Annotated in this window: 12 protein-coding genes; 8 read left to right on the top strand and 4 right to left on the bottom strand. The window is 57.5% G+C overall.

Annotated elements, in window-relative coordinates; all coding sequences use genetic code 11:
* Positions 1-2 precede the first annotated feature (2 nt).
* From ACRBB0_RS23235 to ACRBB0_RS23220, 4 genes are all read left to right on the top strand, one after another.
* Positions 3-1,061 carry an aldolase/citrate lyase family protein gene (locus tag ACRBB0_RS23235; RefSeq protein WP_431376861.1) on the top strand — a complete coding sequence of 353 codons (1,059 nt, stop codon included), beginning with the start codon at positions 3-5 and terminating at the stop codon, positions 1,059-1,061.
* A gap of 96 nt (positions 1,062-1,157) precedes the next feature.
* Positions 1,158-2,573 carry an aldehyde dehydrogenase family protein gene (locus ACRBB0_RS23230; RefSeq protein WP_431376860.1) on the top strand — a complete coding sequence of 472 codons (1,416 nt, stop codon included), beginning with the start codon at positions 1,158-1,160 and terminating at the stop codon, positions 2,571-2,573.
* Positions 2,574-2,582: 9 nt separating this feature from the next.
* Entirely contained in the window at positions 2,583-4,211 is a 1,629-nt protein-coding gene (locus tag ACRBB0_RS23225) for a thiamine pyrophosphate-dependent enzyme (protein ID WP_431376859.1), read from the top strand.
* Positions 4,208-5,278, top strand: a complete 1,071-nt coding sequence (locus ACRBB0_RS23220) for an AbrB family transcriptional regulator (protein WP_431376858.1) — start codon at positions 4,208-4,210, stop codon at positions 5,276-5,278. Before ACRBB0_RS23225 ends, ACRBB0_RS23220 begins: the two co-directional genes overlap by 4 nt.
* Positions 5,279-6,035: 757 nt before the next feature.
* Here ACRBB0_RS23220 and ACRBB0_RS23215 read toward each other — a convergent pair.
* Together ACRBB0_RS23215 and ACRBB0_RS23210 are read right to left on the bottom strand one after the other, a co-directional pair.
* Positions 6,036-6,365, bottom strand: coding sequence for a hypothetical protein (locus tag ACRBB0_RS23215; RefSeq protein WP_431376857.1), 330 nt, complete (start codon positions 6,363-6,365; stop codon positions 6,036-6,038).
* Between the two features lie 292 nt (positions 6,366-6,657).
* A complete protein-coding gene (locus ACRBB0_RS23210; protein WP_431376856.1) occupies positions 6,658-7,632 on the bottom strand; it encodes a LytTR family DNA-binding domain-containing protein in 975 nt (324 codons plus the stop codon).
* A gap of 747 nt (positions 7,633-8,379) precedes the next feature.
* On the opposite strand from ACRBB0_RS23210, the gene ACRBB0_RS23205 reads away from it, so the two are divergent.
* Together ACRBB0_RS23205 and ACRBB0_RS23200 are read left to right on the top strand one after the other, a co-directional pair.
* Positions 8,380-14,856, top strand: a complete 6,477-nt coding sequence (locus tag ACRBB0_RS23205; protein WP_431376855.1) for an Ig-like domain-containing protein — start codon at positions 8,380-8,382, stop codon at positions 14,854-14,856.
* 210 nt (positions 14,857-15,066) lie between these two features.
* Positions 15,067-15,336, top strand: a complete 270-nt coding sequence (locus ACRBB0_RS23200; protein WP_431376854.1) for a hypothetical protein — start codon at positions 15,067-15,069, stop codon at positions 15,334-15,336.
* Between the two features lie 436 nt (positions 15,337-15,772).
* On the opposite strand, the gene ACRBB0_RS23195 is transcribed toward ACRBB0_RS23200, so the two are convergent.
* Positions 15,773-18,061 carry an adenosylcobalamin-dependent ribonucleoside-diphosphate reductase gene (locus ACRBB0_RS23195; RefSeq protein ID WP_431376853.1) on the bottom strand — a complete coding sequence of 763 codons (2,289 nt, stop codon included), beginning with the start codon at positions 18,059-18,061 and terminating at the stop codon, positions 15,773-15,775.
* 156 nt (positions 18,062-18,217) lie between these two features.
* Here ACRBB0_RS23195 and ACRBB0_RS23190 point away from each other — a divergent pair, with 156 nt between their 5' ends.
* Together ACRBB0_RS23190 and ACRBB0_RS23185 are read left to right on the top strand one after the other, a co-directional pair.
* Complete coding sequence (locus ACRBB0_RS23190; protein ID WP_431376852.1) at positions 18,218-18,649, top strand: DUF1489 family protein; 432 nt, start codon at positions 18,218-18,220, stop codon at positions 18,647-18,649.
* Positions 18,650-19,147: 498 nt separating this feature from the next.
* Positions 19,148-19,540, top strand: coding sequence for a hypothetical protein (locus ACRBB0_RS23185; RefSeq protein WP_431376851.1), 393 nt, complete (start codon positions 19,148-19,150; stop codon positions 19,538-19,540).
* 18 nt (positions 19,541-19,558) lie between these two features.
* Here the strand turns inward: ACRBB0_RS23185 and ACRBB0_RS23180 are convergent, their stop codons facing one another.
* Positions 19,559-20,059: a YdcF family protein gene (locus ACRBB0_RS23180; protein WP_431376850.1), complete on the bottom strand. Its 501-nt coding sequence runs from the start codon at positions 20,057-20,059 to the stop codon at positions 19,559-19,561.
* Positions 20,060-20,126: the final 67 nt, after the last annotated feature.

Genomic DNA, 20,126 nt, shown 5'->3' with positions numbered 1-20,126 from the left:
ACATGCCTGCACCCCATAACCCGTTTAAGGCCGCCCTTCGCGAAAAACGCCCCCAGATGGGCTGTTGGCTTGGTCTCGCTGATCCCTATATCTCGGAAATTGCGGCCCATGCCGGGTTTGACTGGCTGCTTATTGACGCCGAACATGCCCCCAACGATCTGCGCTCGATCATCGGGCAGCTTCAAGTCATTGCCGGATCGCCAAGCCACGCCGTCGTACGCCCGACCATTGGCGAGACCTGGATGATCAAACAGTTGCTGGATGCCGGGGCGCAGACACTTTTGGTGCCCATGGTCGAAAGCGCGGACCAAGCCCGCGAATTGGTGAAGGCGGTGACCTATCCGCCCCACGGCATTCGGGGGGTCGGATCGGCCCTCGCCCGTGCGTCAAACTTTTCTGCCATCCCCGATTACCTTCAAACGGCGCGGGAAGAAATCTGCCTGCTTGTGCAGGTCGAAAATCGCGCGGGCATGGAAGCGCTGGATGACATCCTTGAGGTTGAGGGTGTGGACGGTGTCTTCATCGGCCCATCTGATCTCGCGGCGGACATGGACCATCTCGGCAATGCCGGAGCGCCCGACGTTGAACAGGCAGTTCTGGACGGGATGCGCAAGATCGTCGCCTCAGGCAAAGCCGGTGGCATTCTCACACTGAATCCCACGATGCAAAAAGCCTGTCTCGAGATCGGGGCCAGTTTTGTTGCCACAGACATTGACGTCACTTTGCTCGCCTCAAGTTTGCGACGCAGTGCGGCGGCCGCGTTGGCACATCTGCCCGACCAAACCGCCACAGGCAACGCCAAGACAGAAGCCGCGAGCAAATACTTGCAACAGCTCTGCAAACACTGGTCGCACAAGGCCGAAACCCAATTTGACGCGGCCACCGGCCAGATCACTTTTGCAAACGGAAACCGCATTGAAATGACTGCAACGTCAGACGCGCTGAACGTTGTTGCCACGACCGGACCACGCGGCGACCTGATGCGCTGGCGGCGCGTTATTGAACAGCATTTGACCCGCTTCGCCTTCCGCGAAGACTTCGAACTGCAGTGGGACGCGTAAGGCAGCCCAAAAGACAAAACCGCAGCGCTTTTTGCATCTTCGGCCTGACACGGCAGCAAATGTCGTCGCAAAACCAAAAATACCGGGAGGAAACACATGACTTTCGCACTCACGATCAACGGCAAACCGGCTCAGACTGCAGAGACCTTTGAGGTCATCAACCCCGCCACTGGCGACAGCGCAGCCACCTGTGCGCTTGGGACGGTAAGCGACCTGGACGCGGCGGTTGCAGCGGCCCGTTCGGCCTTTCCAGGCTGGGCCGCAACCCCGGACCAGGAACGCGCCGACGCCTTGAACAAGATCGCCGATCTGATCGAGGCCAATGCCGCTGAACTCTCCACCTTGATCACCCAAGAGCAAGGCAAACCGCAAACCGGCCCCGGTGCCAATTTCGAAGTCGGCGGCGCAGTCGGCTGGACCCGCGTCACCGCCGGGCTGTCACTTGAGCCTGAAGTGCTGATTGACAACGACGAAGAGCGCGTCGAGCTTCACCGCGAGCCGGTGGGTGTGGTTGCCTCAATCACGCCATGGAACTGGCCGCTGATGATTGGCATCTGGCACATCATGCCAGCGATCCGCATTGGCTGTACCGTCGTCATCAAACCATCCCCCTACACCCCGCTGTCGACCCTGAAACTGGTTGAATTGATCAACGCAGCAGGCATCCTGCCGCCCGGTGTGTTGAATGCCGTAACTGGTGATGCCGAAGTCGGCGATCGGATTTCGTCGCACCCCGATATCGACAAGATCACCTTCACCGGGTCCATCCCGACCGGCCGCCGGATCATGGAACGCGCCGGCCCAACCCTGAAAAAACTGACGCTGGAGCTTGGCGGCAACGATGCTGGCATCATCCTGCCCGGCACCGATATATCCACCCTGATCGAGCCCCTGTTTTGGGGCACCTTCATCAACGCGGGCCAGACTTGCTCCTGCCTCAAGCGTCTTTATGTGCACGAAGATGACGTCGAAACCGTTGGCGCGGCATTGGCCGAATTCGTCTCGGCCATTCCTGTTGGGGACGGCATGCAAGAGGGCAACCTGATCGGCCCATTGTCAAATGAGATGCAGTTCAAAAAAGTGTCTGCCATGGTCGAGGACGCCAAAGCCAAAGGTGCAAAAGTGCTGGCCGGTGGCTCCGCATCTGATGGGCCCGGCTATTTCTACCCGCTCACCGTTTTGACCGGCTGTACGGCTGAGATGGACGTGGTGCGTGACGAGCAATTTGGCACCGTCGTCCCGATCATCGCCTATAAAACCATAGATGAGGCCGTGTCTGCCGCCAACAGCCTTGAGGTTGGACTTGGCGCGTCGGTCTGGGGAAACGACACCGCAGAGGCCACCGAGATCGCCAAACAGCTGCAGGCCGGTACACGATGGGTCAACCGTCACGCCGTTCTGAACCCCACCGTTCCCATGGGGGGCGTGAAACAATCAGGCATCGGTGTTGAATTTTCCGAAGAAGGTTTGCGCGAATACACCACAGTGCAAGTTCTCTCGATCGCTAAGTAAGGAACCGACATGACCAAGCTCACTACCGGCGAAGTGATCGCCAAATCTCTGACAGCCAATGGCGTCGACACCGTGTTTGGTATCCCGGGCGCGCATATGTATGACTTCAACGACGCCCTCGCGCGCGAAGACGGCATACGCTTCATCCACACCCGCCACGAACAGGGCGCGGGCTATATGGCCTATGGATATGCGCGCTCGTCTGGCAAGCCCGGAGTCTATACTGTGGTTCCCGGTCCGGGCCTTTTGAACTCGGGCGCTGCGCTCTGCACGGCCTATGGTGGGAACACGCCCGTGATGTGTGTGACCGGCAATATCATGTCGCATCTGATCGGCCAAGGACGCGGCCAGCTTCATGAGCTGCCAGATCACCTTGCCACGCTCAAAGGGTTGACCAAATGGGCCGACCGGATCGACCACCCGACCGAAGCGGGCGAGACCATGGCCGAAGCCTTTCGCCAGATGACCTCTGGACGTCAACGCCCTGTCGGCATTGAGGCCCCTTGGGACGTCTTTGGAATGGCGGCCGAGGTTCCCGAACCAACCGCAACCGCGGCGCGCCCTGCGCCTTTGCCCGATCCTGACGACATCGCTGCCGCAGCAGAGATGATTGCGGCGGCCAAGAACCCGATGATCATGGTCGGCGGCGGTGCCTGGGACGCTTCCGATGAGGTGCAGGAATTGGCACGGCTCCTGCAAGCGCCCGTAACGGCGCATCGGCAGGGCAAGGGTGTCATGCCCGAAGATGACGACCTCGCGCTTTTGCCCCCGGCAGCGTGGAAATTCTGGCCCGAATGTGACTTGTTGATCGGTATCGGCTCGCGGTTGGAATTGCAGCATTTCCGCTGGCGTTGGTTCCCTGAGGGCCTCAAGACCTTGCGGATCGACATTGATCCCACCGAGTTTGTGCGCCTCAAGCCAGAGCTCGGTTTGGTGGCAGATGCAGCCCAAGGAACCCGCGCGCTTATCGCCGCGTTGAAAGACAAAGTTGGTGATCGCCCGGACCGTTCCGAAGAATACCGCGCCTTGTCCGAGGCCGCGACAGAGGCGTTGGCTTCGGTGCAACCCCAAGAGGGTTACCTCAAAGTGATCCGCGACGTGCTGCCCCGCGACGGTTTCTTTGTCGAAGAGGTCAGTCAGGTCGGCTTTACCGCGCGCATGTGTTTCCCGGTTTACGCGCCGCGCCAATACGTCACCTGCGCCTACCAAGACAACCTCGGTTTCGGCTTCAACACAGCGCTAGGCGTCAAGGTTGCCAACCCCGACAAGGCAGTGATCTCAGTCTCGGGCGATGGCGGTTTCATGTTCGGTGTCCAGGAATTGGCCACCGCTGTGCAACATGGCATCAACGTGGTTGCCGTGGTGTTCAACAATTCCGCCTACGGAAATGTACGCCGCGACCAACAAACCACCTATGGCAACCGACTGATGGGCTCGGATCTCGAAAACCCTGATTTCGTCGCTTTGGCACAGAGCTTTGGCGTCAAAGGTGTTCTCGCCACTACCCCGAATGAGCTCAAAGCCGCGCTGGAAGACGCGCTGGATGCCAATGCCCCGGTGGTGATCGAAGTGCCGATCGAGCGCGGCGGCGACGCCTCTCCGTGGCCGTTCATCCATCCTGCCCCACCGGCGGAATGAGCGAATTGCGCAGCAAAGCCCTTCAATTGGCCCTGATCCTTGGATCGGGGCTTCTTGGTGCAATGGTGGCGCGCGCACTTGGATTGCCGATCCCGTTTTTGCTCGGCAGTTTATCGGCGTCTGCGGCGGTTTCGCTCACGCATTATGGCCGCACCGGCAAACAGCTCTGGTTTCCTCCCACCCTGCGCAAAAGCTTTATCGCGATCATTGGCGTGATGATCGGCTCAACCTTTACCGCCGAGGCGCTGGCACTCGGGCCAAGTCTTGCCGTGACCCTCTCCGCCATGGTTGTGTTCATCGCCATAGCCCAGACTGTGAACACCCTGATTTTTCAGCGGATCGGTGGCTATGATCGGATCACAGCCCTCTACGCTGCAATGCCCGGCGGTTTGATCGAAGCGGTGACCTTGGGGGAAAAAGCCGGGGGTGACGTTGAAACGCTGAGCATTCAACATTTCGTCCGTATCATTCTAGTCATCGTTACGGTGCCGGCCCTGTTTTGGCTGGCCACCGGCGTAACCGTCGGTAGCGCGGCAGGGGTGACCATCGACCGAGGCGCATCGGATTGGCACGATTGGGGGCTGATTGCGCTGCTCGTCCCGGCTGGCATGTGGCTTGGCACCGTGCTGCGCCTCCCCGCGAGCCACCTTGTCGGACCGCTCGCCTTGACCGCAGGCGTTCAGGCGACGGGGATAGCCGACCTTCACGGACCTGCAGGCCTGTTGAATCTGGCGCAACTCGTGGTTGGAGCGGGGCTTGGCACCAACTTCGCACGCTCTACACTGCGGCGCTTGTTCGCCGCTTTCAGGCTTGGGGTGCTTTCAGTCGGCGTGACCCTGGCAATTGCCTCTGGATTTGCTCTCGGACTGTCGTATCTGGTCCCGAGCACGTTCGAAGCTCTTTTGCTGAGCTTTGCCCCCGGTGGGGTCACCGAAATGAGCTTGGTCGCCCTGAGCCTGGGTTTTGCACCGATCCAAGTCACCACCCACCATCTGTTTCGCATCGTGTTCACCGTCGCCGTAGCAGGCTATCTAACGAAACGCCTGCAACCACAGCGCAGCGGCTAGCTGTGTCTCACCGACATACGGCGACAAAACGAACCGACGTATAAGGTATTCCAAACCCCACCTGCGCCACGCACGCTCAAAGTGCGGGCTGTCGGGCGTGGCAACACCAGTCAGAATTGCCTCGGCCCTCTGAGGATGACGCCTACAGCCGTTCCAGATGCCCCGTTACCAGAGCAGAACACGCTTGTCTGGTACTTTGCCCCAAAGACGCTCCCTCGTGCCATCAGGTTGCGGTCTGATGCACTGACAAATTGCCTGTGCCACCGGCCATATTCCTCGTCCCAAACACGCTCAATCTGCGCCGCCGCGTCCTGAAGCGTCGGCGCTGATGGCGAGCACTATCGTGCCCTGTCGGCAGGTGGTTTTCATCGGATGGAGGGACGACCTAGCACAGGTCGCCATATGCCAAGGACTGCTGCTTGAACTGGAAAAGCTTGGCATGACTGCGATTAAAAAGGATGCCGCAGAAGCCGGGGTTCCGGCAGTCCTGTCCTGCACTCTGGGCATTCAGCGCGGGATGAGTGTGATCCCCGAAGTTCTCGAAAACCTGCTCCAGTCGTCAGCCGTTCTCTTCGCCGCCAAAGTAATATGGGCCAAGAAAACGCCGAAGCAATTGCAAAGTTCAACGAGGCTATGTTGCGTGACTGTGAATTCGCCCCCCACACCCCGAAGACACCGGCGGCATCAACCCCGAGAACGATACAAATGCCCGCGCCCTTCATCGAAACGGGTGAATCTGCGCCCTGCGTTGGGAAATTCACCTTAACCGAAGGGGAGCGGCCCAAGACAGGCTTGGCAAATTCGGCCGCATTGAAGTCAAGAAGGGCTGGCTACGCTCGGCAAAACACTGGGTGGTGCCCCCTATCTGCTGAATAAGGTCACCATCGCCGACGCTGGGCGGTTCGATCTTTTGCACCTTAAAGAACAGCGTTTCGATCAGGACCGGCGCAATGGCATTGGCCCGACGACCGTCTGGCCCGAACTCGTTAGAAACGCTGTGCCTCATTTGCGCGAGCGCGGTTTTCGGCACAGCATCGTGCAGGACGTCGGGCATGGTATCGGGCTTGATCTTAGCGTTGCCACGCATGGCTGACAGGCGTGACGGGAGGATGATCGCCCCGCTTGCACACCCATCGCGCCTTTTCAGGCCCTCGCCCACCAAAAGACCGAGAGCAGCGTGATCTGGTACGAAGGGACATGAGCCCCTCATCCTCTGTTGAGCAGTTTCACGACGTCTACAGCAAAACAGAGCCGCAACGATCACGACAAGACCGCAGAAGGGCGGGGGCACCCCCTTTGACACAACAAAAGCGCCAGGCGCGCTCCCTTGGAGTGTGCCACTAGAAAACCAAAGTATCTTGCGGCCTGCCGCGCTGAAATTACGCGGAAATCTCGAAGCTATAAAGTCTGTAGTTTTGCAAGAACATCATTTTGCGAGAGTTGGTTATTTTGAATGTAGTATCGTCCAAGAGGGTGACCTCCAAATATCCGGCATCATTCTCTTCCACGCTCTTGACCGAGGCGAAGGCAATCCAGACAGATCTGTTGATCTGGATACCAAGACGGTGGTCCAATTGTTCGACCGTTTCTTTCAGCCTGCCGCGCAGCATCATACTCGAGTGGACTTGTTGAATTTTGAGGTAGTGGTCTTCGGACTGCAAATAGACGATGTCGCGAAGATCCAATCGTTGTCCTGAAATTGTGACGAAAAACTCGGGAATATTATTATCAATTTCCGAGCTTTGCATCTCGGTGGATGTCAGGTCTCTCTCATCTGGTGCGGGGCCGTAATCTGATGCCGTCGCCATTGATGCGAACTGAATGTCCTGTCTGTCCTCCAAAGAGGTCTTACGTCCAACCGGCGGCACAAATGTTGGATGGGTCGGCGCAACGTAACGCCCATGCAAGATGTCAAAACATACAGCTGCCAAAAGGTTCTGTGCAATCGGTGCCACATTCTCGGGAAAGGCCAACCAATACTCAGCCCCTAAAAATTCCGCAACAAAGCCTGCCGCGATGATGTTGATCGGCACCATAGGAAAGATGAGTGCGGGCGTAAAAACATGTGAAACGTATCCACGCCTCACCAAGAACAAATTCAAATTCACACTAAAAACAAGCCAGGCAGCGGTTACAATAAACAAAATTATCCACAACAACACCTGAGTGTATGTGTCCAGCTGGGAGATGTCATCACGATGCATCAAGATGCCGTAGAGCATCACACAGAGGAACAAGAATCGGATAAAGCAGGTATCGAGAAGATACTCCGAAGCCGAACGTGCAGTGGTCTCAAAGGTTCCGCCATCCGAAAATCGGACCAAAAAGTTGGAAACAGTAGGGTCTTTTTGCAAATTTATCTCCTGGACCATGACAGCTTTTATTCGTCCTAGCCAAACTGCCGGTGGTGACGCGATGCGAACAAACCTAATTAGCCGTGGATTATGAAAAAATGGTGTCTGATTAAAGCCATTGTTTCGACACTTTACGCGGCCCCCTAGGCGCAAACCTATTTTTGCGTTCAGCGCAATTGACGCCAAGTGTCGCAAACTAAATTTCACGACATCAGGAAACAGTATTCAGTTGTCGCGACGGAAATTCCCGGCAAATCAGCAACGCCAAGCGCAGTGCGCGCAACGTGAATCAAATTTACGACAAAAATACACGTTTTAAGAAAAGCTTATGACTTCCCCCCTCCCACAACTCTTTGATCCGTTTAACAAAAGATATCGCATCAGCCTTTGTGGTCGCCATACGCCTATACAAGCCTGATGGACGCTAAGCTTTGATCCCCGTCTGCTCGGGGTTTTGAAAACTGTAAGGAGAGTCTGATGCTACGACGCCATCGCTCTGTAAGACTGCCGCGCATATTGCGCAAAACCCGGTTCCGATTGCTTGACGATTGCAGGGCCAAATAACGCTCTAGCTCTGCTTTGGCGCGGCCACGCCAAGCACTCCCCTTACGCCTTTACAGGCACCCAAACCTGAATCTCGTTCTGATGCGATGGCATCCAGAGCGCCCCCGTTCATGCGACCTTTTGCAAGTGTCGCCCGCATTGCCCTCTCGAGTGGCATCAAAACAGTAGAAGAGAGATCACCTCATGCCCATCATCCCAGGAACACCCGGCAACGACACGATCACAGGTTCACTCGTTGAGGACACCATCACCGCAGGTGCGGGTGATGACCTCATTGATGGTAACGCGGGCGATGACACCATCTATGGCGATGGATCCGACAGCACATCAGGCGGTGGATCAGTTACTCTTGGCACCACGCTGGGCGATGGCCCAGGGTCAACCGGCGGCGGTTATGATCGCGTCCGCGCGGAATCCGAATTTGACACTTTTGATTTTTCCACAGACGCTTTTTACCTTGGCAATGACATCCCTCTTCTGGCGCACCCTAATTACAACGGCTCCGCTGGGGGGGGCGGTGATTTTCGCGCCCTGGATGGCGTATCCTTTTCCCAAGATGGCGCTGGCACCGATCGCACATTCGGCCTAGATGAACTATCATTGACCGGCGGAAACCAATCCTATGTTGGTATTATCGACATCGAGCGTTCGGACATTTACGGTGTGGATACCTCGGTTTCGTCGAGCCTGACAGGTCCTCAGGACCTCGTCATGGTCAACAACGCCACTGTCAACTTCACGATGAACGACGGGACAGAGTTCCCACTCGTCCAAATGAAGATGATCCGCGATGAGGATGGCAACACCTTCATGGTTCCAGGTGACGGCGCGCACCCAGACGCTTTCAACTCGTTCCGCCATCTATTGGATTCAAACGATAGCGGCATCAGAAGCTTTGAAATCAATCATGTTTCAGACGTTACAAACGGCGTCATTGTCATGGGCGGGGACTGGGCTGATGGCCAGTTTCTTGAAACAATTGATGACGGTGGCGACGACGTCGGCGATGACACCATTGATGGTAGCGAAGGTGACGACCTGATCTTTGGCGACAACGGTGTCCCTTTGACAGGCGATGCAACAACTTTGGACATCTCTGACATGTCCGGTGGTCAGCTTGCGTCCGAGGATGGAGCCGTCACAACCGATGTTTCGCTGGACGGATTCATCCGGACCACCTCAAGCACCACCTATGGCAAAGCCACACCAGACAACGTGTTCTATTCCGGCCCCGAAGTCGGCGGAGAGAGCAACACCCTCGACTTTGAATTTGACACGCCGGTCTCTGACGTCAGCTTTACCCTCTATGACGTGAACCAAGGCGCAGGCTGGGACGATCAGGTGCGCGTCGTTGCGCTTGACGCCGATGGCAACGAAGTGCCTGTCACATTCTCGGGCGGCAACGTGGACAACGGCGGTGTGGACGTGCGCGGCAATACGATTGACGGCAACGACAGCCAATCAACCTACCGTCTGGACGGCAACAATCCCGACAACGTGCAGGTCCATATCGACGGGCCGATCTCGTCTTTGCAGATCATCCATGAGCCGGGCGATGACTCGTCGACCGTGATCGGCTGGATCGGCGTCGGCGACATTGATGTAACGCCTGTTATTGATCCAGACGGCCTAACTCCCTCCTCTGAAGAGGGTGGTGAAGATGTCATCACAGGCGGCGAAGGCCAAGATACGATCTTTGGTGAAGGTGGTGATGACACCATCATCGTCGGCAGCGCCGCCGAAGGCGCAGGCGATGTGATCGACGGTGGCAATGGCCCTGATGCGACTACCGACAACGACGTGCTCGATCTACGCGGCGCGGGTGACGTGACCGTTGATGCGGTTGCTGATGAAAACGATGCAGGCGCGCAGACCGGTACAGTCACCTTTGAAGACGGCTCCACGCTCGAGTTCGAAGGCATCGAAACGATCCTGCAAGATCCCGCGGCCCCGATCCCGGACGGCACGGTTGACGGCGAAGACACCGGTGAAGACATGGGTGTTGGCTATGACGACGCCAATGATCCCACCGATGGCGGCGGCGATCTGATCACCGACGAGGCCGATGTGGTCGAAGGCAACGGCGGCGATGACACCATCGACGCAGGCGCAGGTGATGACCTTGTTGATGGCGGCGGCGACGACGACCTTCTCGATGGCGGCGCGGGCGACGACACCCTCTTGGGCGGCATCGGTACCGATACACTTGACGGCGGCGCAGGTGCAGACGAACTTGATGGTGGCGGCGATGACGATGACATCACCGTTGGCGCAGGCGACATCGCACTTGGCGGCAGCGGCGACGACGACTTCTTTGTCGATCCGAGCGAGCCCGGCACCGATGGTATCACCGTAATCGGCGGCGAGACAGGCGAAGACCTGACCGACCCGACCAATGGCGGCGATGGCGACACACTTGACCTGCGCGGCCTTGGCCATGTGGACGTGGCCTATGACGACGACGATCCAGAAGCGGGCACAGCGACCTACATCAACGACGATGGTCTGCCAGTCACAATCACCTTCTCGGAAATCGAAGAGGTTCTGACCGATCCGCAAGCGGATGATGTGGTCGACGGTCTTGATGATGGCGAGGTCATGGCCCCCGGCTATACCGACGACGAAGGTGACCAGATCGACGGCGACGATGGCATTGATGATGTGATCGAAGGCAACGGCGGCCCTGATACAATTGACGCAGGCCTTGGCGACGACTCTGTTCTTGGCGGCGAAGATGACGATGTGATTGACGGCGGTGCCGGTGATGACACGCTGCTTGGCAACGAAGGCAATGACGATCTCGACGGCGGCGACGGCGACGACACGCTCTTGGGTGGCGAAGAGGCCGACACTCTGGCCGGTGGCGAGGGCGACGACCTTCTCGAAGGTGAAGACGGCGACGACGACATCGCGGTTGGCGGTGCCGACACAGCAGAAGGTGGTCTTGGCGACGATGTCTTCACGGTTGATCCAACCGACACCACACCAGATGTTGATGTGACCATCGACGGTGGCTCGGACGGCACAACCGGTGATCCGGCTGGCCCCGAAAATGGCGACGAGGGCGACATTCTTGATCTGAGCGATCAGACCGAAGATCTGGTCGTGACCTTTGAACCTGAAGATGGCGAAGCTGGCACCGTGGACGGTCTGGACGATGACGGCACGCCTGACATCACCTTTGAGGAAATCGAACAGGTGGTCACCGGTTCTGGTGACGATGAAGTGACCGGCCCTGAAATGGCTGGCCCCTGCATCGTGTCCACCGGCGACGGCGACGACACGGTCACAGGTTCAGGTGAAGACGACACCATTGACGGTGGCGGCGACGACGACCTTCTTGATGGTGGCGACGGCGACGACGACATCATGGGCGGTGACGGCAACGACACGCTGGACGGCGGCGAGGGTGACGACACACTCGACGGCGGCGCAATGGACGACGACATCACCGTCGGCACCGGCGACACCGCCCTGGGCGGCGCAGGCGACGACGAGTTCTTTGTCGATCCAACCCAAAGCGGCACGGCACCAATCACAGTGATTGGCGGCGAAGATGACGAAGAAGCACTCATTGATCCGACCAACAACCCCGACGGACGGATTGGTGACGTTCTGGACCTGACCGGCCTTGGCCCTGTTGATGTCGTCTTTGACGAAGACGATCCAGAGGCGGGCACGGCAACCTACCTGAACGACGATGGCGAACCCGTCACGATCAACTTCTCGGAAATCGAAGAGGTTCTGGTTGATGACGTGGTTGACACCAGCCCTGTTGCCAATCCTGACACGGCGGAAGTCACCGAAGAAGGCGTTGTCGAGATTGACGTTCTGGCCAATGACACCGACCCAGACACCCCAGTGGAAGAACTCGACGTTATCGACGCCGAAGCCGAGAATGGTATCGTAGACATCAACCCTGATGGGACGCTGTCTTATGAGCCGGATGCGGGCTTTACCGGAGAGGACACGATCAACTACACGATCACTGACCCGGACGGGAACGAGGACACCTCGACTGTGACCGTGACTGTCAATCCTGACACAGGCAGCAACGAACCGGATGCGGTTGACGATGCCTTTGACTTTGACATGGACGGCTATGGCGGCGGCAATGTCCGTCTTGCCAATGGCGCTCAGGGCTTGTTGACCAATGACACCGATCCTAACGATGACGCGCTGCGTGTTGTTGAAATCGATGGGTCTTCGAACCTGAGAACCTGGGTGGATGCCGACAACGGTGGTCAGATCCGCATCGGTGCAAACGGGGCTGTGCGCTTCCGTGACGTGGACGGTGACTTTGCCGACACGCCAGATGGCGAAGTTGTCCAAACCTCAGTCAGCTACACGGTTTCCGATGGCAACGGTGGAACAGATACAGCGACAGTAACAGTCAATGTGACCGGTGCCGCCGATGTCGGCACATCGGCACCTGATGCGGTGGACGACACAGCCAGCGCAACAGCGGGTGACGTCACAGTCATCGACGTTCTGTCCAACGATACCGACCCGGACACACCGCTGGCCGATCTCGATGTGGTTGATGCCGACGCCGAGAATGGCATCGTCGATATCAACGACGATGGCACGCTGTCCTATGAGCCAGACGAGGGCTTCACCGGACCCGATACGATCACCTACACGATCACGGATCCCGAAGGGAACACCGACTCGGCAATCGTCACGGTCAGTGTTGTCGAAGGCGAAGTGACACCAATTGCCAACCCTGACACAGCGGATGTGGACGAAGACGACAGCGTCATCATCGACGTGTTGGCCAACGACACCGACCCCGACACCCCCGTGGAAGAGCTTGTGGTCACTGAGGCCACAGCACCAAACGGAGAGGTCGAGATCAACGACGATGGCACGCTGAGCTACACGCCAGACCCCGACTTCAACGGCGAAGACCAGATCACCTATACGGTCTCTGATCCCGACGGGAACACGGCAACAGGCACAGCAACGGTCGACGTCGCACCTATCAACGATGCGCCAGAGGCAGAAAACGACACAGCCGCCACCGACGAAGAGACGCCGGTGACCATCGATGTGCTGGCCAACGACAGCGATGTCGACAATACCCCCGAGGAACTTTCGGTCATTGACGCCGATGCCCCCAACGGGATTGTTGACATCAACGACGATGGCACCCTGTCTTATGAGCCGGATGCAGGCTTTACCGGAACGGACACGATCACCTACACGATCAGCGATCCCTCCGGTGCCACCTCTACGGCCACGGTCGCGGTCTCTGTCGCATCGGTTGATCAAACTCCGGTTGCCAACCCTGACACAGCGGATGTGGACGAAGACGACAGCGTCATCATCGACGTGTTGGCCAACGACACCGACCCCGACACCCCCGTGGAAGAGCTTGTGGTCACTGAGGCCACAGCACCAAACGGAGAGGTCGAGATCAACGACGATGGCACGCTGAGCTACACGCCAGACCCCGACTTCAACGGCGAAGACCAGATCACCTATACGGTCTCTGATCCCGACGGGAACACGGCAACAGGCACAGCAACGGTCGACGTCGCACCTATCAACGATGCGCCAGAGGCGGTCGATGACAGCGCGACGACAGATGAGGGCGAAACCGTCACCATCGACGTGCTGGCCAACGACAGCGATGTCGAAGACGGCAACGACCTTGATGTCATCGCAGCGTCGGCGTCAAATGGGTCCGTGACCATCAATGATGATGGCACATTGGACTACACGCCGGATGCGGACTTCACCGGAACCGACACCATCAGCTACACGGTTGAGGACTCTGACGGCGCAACAGACACCGCTTCGGTTTCTGTCGAAGTCGATGAGGTCACAGGCGGAGACGGTGTGGTTGACGGGGCCGATACAGGCGAAGCCATGGATCCGGGCTACGACGATGGCGAAGGCGACCAGGTTGACGGCACAGACGGCATTGATGACGTCATCGAAGGCAATGGTGGCAACGACACCATCAATGCTGGCCTTGGCGACGACGACATTGATGGCGGCGACGGCAACGATGTGATCCGCGGCGGCGACGGCGACGACACGATCGAAGGATCGACAGGCCTTGACGAAATCTTTGGTGGTGCCGGTGACGACACCTACCAAGGCGATGATGAAGGCCACATAGTTGTCTATGTCGACGATGACGGTAACGGCGATGTCACCAAGTATCCTTCGCTAGAAGGCGACGGGGTCAACAGCATCGAGCACTTCTCCGGTGCCGAGATTGAGGGCCAGGATGACAAGATCTCCTTCACCACTGCGGTCGGCGAAAACAGCATCGAAGAGGATATCCAAGGGCTCGACGACACTGCCACTGGCTACTTCTTCCCTGAGGATGGCAACTACATCAGCTTCGGCCCCGAGAGTGACTATATGCTCTCGGATATCTTCAGCGGCACCTCGCCAGACGGTGAATTGCCTGCGGTTGGACCCGTCGGTGAGTTCTTCGTCAACGGTGGCCCAGAAGAGGGTCAGGTCGGTGATATCAGCTTCGAGAACTTCGAGCATATCTTCTTCACAATCGAAGAAGAGCCCGATGATGCAGAGGATTTCATGTCGATGATCTCAAACAGCGACACCATGAACGACACCATGGACGAAACCATGCCGCAGGAAGACGACATCGAAAATGAACAAGACCTGATGCTGCTCTAAGCTGATCGCAACAGTCTATAACAATCCAAAAGCCGGCGTTTTTTGCGCCGGCTTTTTTGAGCAGTGGCCCTTGGTTTTAACCAGCTTACAGCCCTGTTCAGGTGGGACACAGCGTCAATTAGATGTCCGGCACATCCTAACCACGGGAGTGGAAGCCCCCCGGCAGCCGCATGAGCCGGTCGAGCCGTTCACTGACGCAGAAACCTATTCATGTCAGAGGCTTCGGCCTTTCGTATCCTCACGTTCAGCCACCTGATTACCGGCCCTGCTTATGCCGTTCGGGCAGCGACAGATGAGTTCCGGGGCAAGACCGAACGGCCAAACCAGCACCGGCAGGGTGACTTCACCGACTTGAAGACCATCGGCTGGGGCTGGCTTGGGGCTTGGATAGGAGGCATCGAGGCGAACAGGCCAGCACGGCGTGACCAATTCCACCTTTATACCGTCGCGCGCCTATTTTCACGCAAGGGCCGGGCATAGCTCGGGCATGGCCGAGCCACCCCATGAGGGCCCAACCAAAACCTTCGCGGTTCTGAATACTAGTCTGGCCTTTGGATATGCTGGTGATGATGCCGATCTGCCCGTCAATGGGTCCTGCCCCTATGAATGATCCTATGAATGCCCCTAAGAATGACCGCGCCAAAACAGGCAGAAAACCTGGCCTCGTGGGGCAGACGTCAAAACAAAAAGCCTCACGCCATTTTGTCCAGTGCGAGCAGTTCTGATAATTCACATTACGCGACGCAAACGCGACTACCTTCCCTTTAAATGCCTGTCCGTAAAACAAAAAAGGGCAGAGCGCGAAGCTCTACCCCTATTTTTGTTCGCAACACAGCCACCAAATCAGCGTTTCAGACAGTCCACGCTGCGATTATCTGAAACGGCATCCTATGCCTGACACATACACGGTATCAATTCACCCGCACTTGGAATGTCCGCAATCTGAACACGTCATACAGCCCTCGACCATGCGCATAGTGAACTGGCCGCACGATGGGCAGGCTTTGCCACGCGGGGTGGACGAGATGTTGACAACATCGGCTTGCGGGTCCGACTTTAGCCCCATGCCTTCGCCCTCCAAGAACCCGGTCGACACCATGTGCTTTTCGATCACGCCGCCGATGGCTGCCAAAATCGACGGGATATATTTGCCCTGCACCCAAGCACCGCCGCGCGGGTCAAACACCGCCTTCAGCTCTTCGACCACAAAGGACACATCGCCACCACGACGGAACACCGCCGAAATCATCCGGGTCAGCGCCACGGTCCAAGCGAAATGTTCCATGTTTTTGGAGTTGATGAACACCTCAAACGGGCGGCGATGACCGCCGACAATCACATCATTGATGGTTAGGTAAATCGCGTGCTCGCTATCGGGCCACTTCAATTTATAGGTCGCGCCTTCCAACGATTGCGGGCGATCCAGCGGCTCGGACATATAGACCACATCGGCCCCTGCCCCGGCGGCCTGTGCCATTTCCGGCGTCTCGGCGGGCGTTTTCTCTGAGCTTTCCGACACCGACAAAACCGACCCGGTTACGTCGTTGGGGCGATAGGTGGTACAGCCCTTACACCCGGTCTCAAACGCCTCCAAATACACGCTCTGAAAGTCCTCAAACGAGATGTCTTCAGGGCAGTTGATGGTCTTGGAGATCGAGCTGTCGATCCATTTCTGCGCCGCCGCTTGCATACGCACATGATCCAGCGGGGCCAATGTCTGGGCGTTGACAAAATAGTCGGGCAACTCTTTGTCGCCAAACTTTTCACGCCACATTTGCACAGCGTAATCAACGACTTCTTCTTCGGTGCGGGTGCCGTCTTTTTGCAGGACTTTACGGGTATAGCTATAGGCAAACACCGGCTCGATCCCCGAGGAGACATTCCCAGCATAGAGCGAAATCGTGCCCGTCGGTGCGATGGATGTCAGCAGCGCGTTGCGAATGCCGTGTTCGCGGATGGCATCGCGCACATCATCGTCCATGGCGCGCATGGTGCCGCTTTCCAGATAGGGCTCGGCCTCAAACAAGGGGAACGCGCCCTTTTCCTTGGCCAATTGCACCGACGCCAGATATGCGGCGCGGGCGATCCGTTTTAGCCACTCCTCGGTCTGACGCGCCGCCTCCTCCGAGCCATAGCGCTGACCAACCATCAACAAGGCGTCTGCCAACCCGGTCACACCAAGGCCTATACGGCGCTTGTTTTGTGCCTCAATGCGCTGTTCCTCCAAAGGAAAGCGCGAGGCATCAACGACGTTGTCCATCATCCGAACGGCGGTCGCGACCAGATCATCCAACAGGGTTTCGTCAAGATCAGCACCCTCTTCAAACGGGCGATCCACCAAACGGGCCATGTTGATCGAGCCAAGCAAACACGCGCCATAGGGCGGCAATGGCTGTTCGCCGCAAGGGTTTGTCGCGGCGATGGTTTCAACATAAGACAGGTTGTTGGCCTTGTTGATCCGGTCGATGAAAATCACACCCGGTTCGGCGTAATCATAGGTGGCGCGCATGATCTTGTTCCACAGATCACGGGCCTCAACCGTATGGTACACCCGGTCGCCAAATTTCAGCTCCCAGCTGCCATTCGCCTTGACCGCGTCCATAAAATCATCAGTGATCAGCACCGATAGGTTGAACATCCGCAACCGGGCGCTATCGGCCTTAGCGCGAATAAAGTCTTCGATATCAGGATGATCGCACCGCATCGTCGCCATCATCGCACCGCGACGTGATCCCGCCGACATGATCGTGCGGCACATCGCGTCCCAGACATCCATGAACGACAGTGGGCCAGAGGCATCCGCCGCCACGCCTGCCACCGGCGCGCCTTTGGGGCGAATGGTGCTGAAATCATAGCCGATGCCGCCACCCTGCTGCATGGTCAGCGCCGCTTCGCGCAGCATATCGAAAATGCCGCCCATCTGGTCGGGGATGGTGCCCATAACGAAACAATTGAACAGCGTCACGCTACGCGCGGTCCCTGCCCCGGCGGTGATCCGGCCGGCGGGAAGGAATTTGAAATCCTCCAACGCGTTGTAAAACTTGTCTTCCCACTGCTTGGGCTCGGCCTCGACCTCGGCCAAAGACCGGGCAATGCGCCGCCAGCTGTCTTCGACTGTGATATCAATGGCTGTGCCATCGGCCTCTTTGAGACGATATTTCATATCCCAAATCTGTTCAGCAATAGGGGCGGCAAATCGGGTCATGGCGGCGAATCTCTTTTTGGCAGGCGGTGGCGTGGAGCGATTTTCATAGACAAGCGGGCCGCGCGGGAAAAGACATATTTTGAACTAACCTAACGCTACAGCTTGAAGGCGCAGATGAGTGTTATACCATATACAGCGTAATCTGGGGAAGAATCTGTGGATAAGATCACACATCTGATCAAACTGAGCGTCGGCACCGAAAGCGTTGAGGGCCTTCAGGCCTGGCAAGATATGCGCCGCAAGGAGCTCCCCGAGGGCTTGCCGCGCCATGTCACCCGCATGTGGCCACGTCGTGAGTCCGAGATTCTGGCAGGCGGATCAATCTATTGGGTGATCAAAGGCGTGATCCAATGCCGCCAACGCATCCTACGACTTGACGAAGTCATTGGCGAAGATGGCATCAAACGCTGTGCCATTATCCTCGACCCTGACGTTATCCGCACCGCCAACGCGCAACGCCGCCCTTTCCAAGGCTGGCGCTATCTTTCCCCTGCCGACGCCCCGCCCGATCTGTCGGGTTCGACCAAACAAGAAGACACCCTGCCCCCAGAACTCGCCGGGGCCTTGGCCGAAATCGGTGTGATTTGATAGCAACGGGTTTCTTCCAACGCTCCTTTCATTGCTACAGCGTTGTGCATGTGCTGATCAGTTTTGTCGTGTTGGCAACGCCCAACAGTTGGGAGTATTTTCGCTTTCCGGCCTTGGTCACTTGCGTCACCGTTGGCCCAATCGCGCTGCTGTTCTGGTGCCCAAAGCTCAGGAGCCGAAACGCTTTCCAAGCAAACTAGCCCTTCGAAAAATCCTGCTATTCTCCGCTCTTTGGGCCGCACTTATTTTCCTAAAATTTGTCGGTCTCCCCCATATGCCCATAGGATTACAATCGGGGATCGCCCTCTTGATTTGTTTCCTCCCCGGAATTTCCAACATATTGATTTACAATAAATACTTCAGTTGGATCGACGATCAGACCCAATAACCGTCCTGTAACTTTTCCTCGCCTTGTTCACTGTCAAAGACGTGATCGCGGCCGCGCTCTATACTTGTGCCCAAGGAAAGGCGCACAGACATAAGGGATTGGAGACAGGGATGAAACGCTTTTTAATCGCTGCAGCACTGGCCGCGGCCACTATGATGACCGCAACCATAGCACGCGCCGATCAGATCATTGGCAGCTATGTCGCCTATATTGGGCAGGACGATCTGTATAATTCCAAAGGCGCGCGGCTAAGTGAACCTTGGCAAATCCTGCGTCAGGATCGCGCCAATTACCACCGCTTTGGCATCAGCCAGCCGGGGGATGAATGGGATCCGTTCTTTGGCAGCATGGAAAATCGCGGTATCATGGAACGGATGATCATGAATGGGTCGATCGAACCGGCGGCAGCACGCAATTTGCTGCGCGGAGGCGCGACGGTCTTCGTCCGTATCTACGGAACCGGCAATCGCGGCCACTATGTCAACGTGACGGTCACCCGCTAAAGCCAACTTAAAGCCAGTTCAAAGCCTGCGGTTCACGCGCAGCCAATACCAAACAAAGGCCGGTATCTCGCGGAGACGGGCCTTTAAAGCGCGGCGACGCGGCGCGCCCTGTATGTCGGGGCAGTCCGCCTTGGCCTCAAGCCCAAACCGCCGCGCCACCAATAAGGCGCGCGGCGCATGGTAGCCATCTGTCACAAGAACAACCGGCCCGCCGCCAATTGCACCCAGCATGTGAGAAGAAAACAGGATGTTTTCTTCGGTGCTTGTCGACATGTCTTCAAGAAACAGCACCTCCTCTGGCACCCCGTCTGCTTTGCAAACCTCAGCAATGGCCTCGGCTTCTGAGGGTGGGTGTTGACCAATCCCTCCCGATGCAATGATCGCCCGGACCTGTCCGCCTTGCCAAAGCTGTGCTGCATGGCGCGCCCGTCGCCGCAGACTTGGCGATGGTGTGCCGCCCGGCCAAACAGCCGCCCCCAAGACAACCGCCACCGGCCGCATATCAGCATCATGTCCCATCTGCGCACAAAAGCACACGACCTGTGCATTGCCCATTGCAAAAAGACGAGCTCTGGCAATCTTGCTC

This window comes from Pelagimonas sp., assembly GCF_050633425.1.
Taxonomy (GTDB): domain Bacteria; phylum Pseudomonadota; class Alphaproteobacteria; order Rhodobacterales; family Rhodobacteraceae; genus Pelagimonas.
This window is presented reverse-complemented; position numbering and strand designations above follow the sequence as displayed.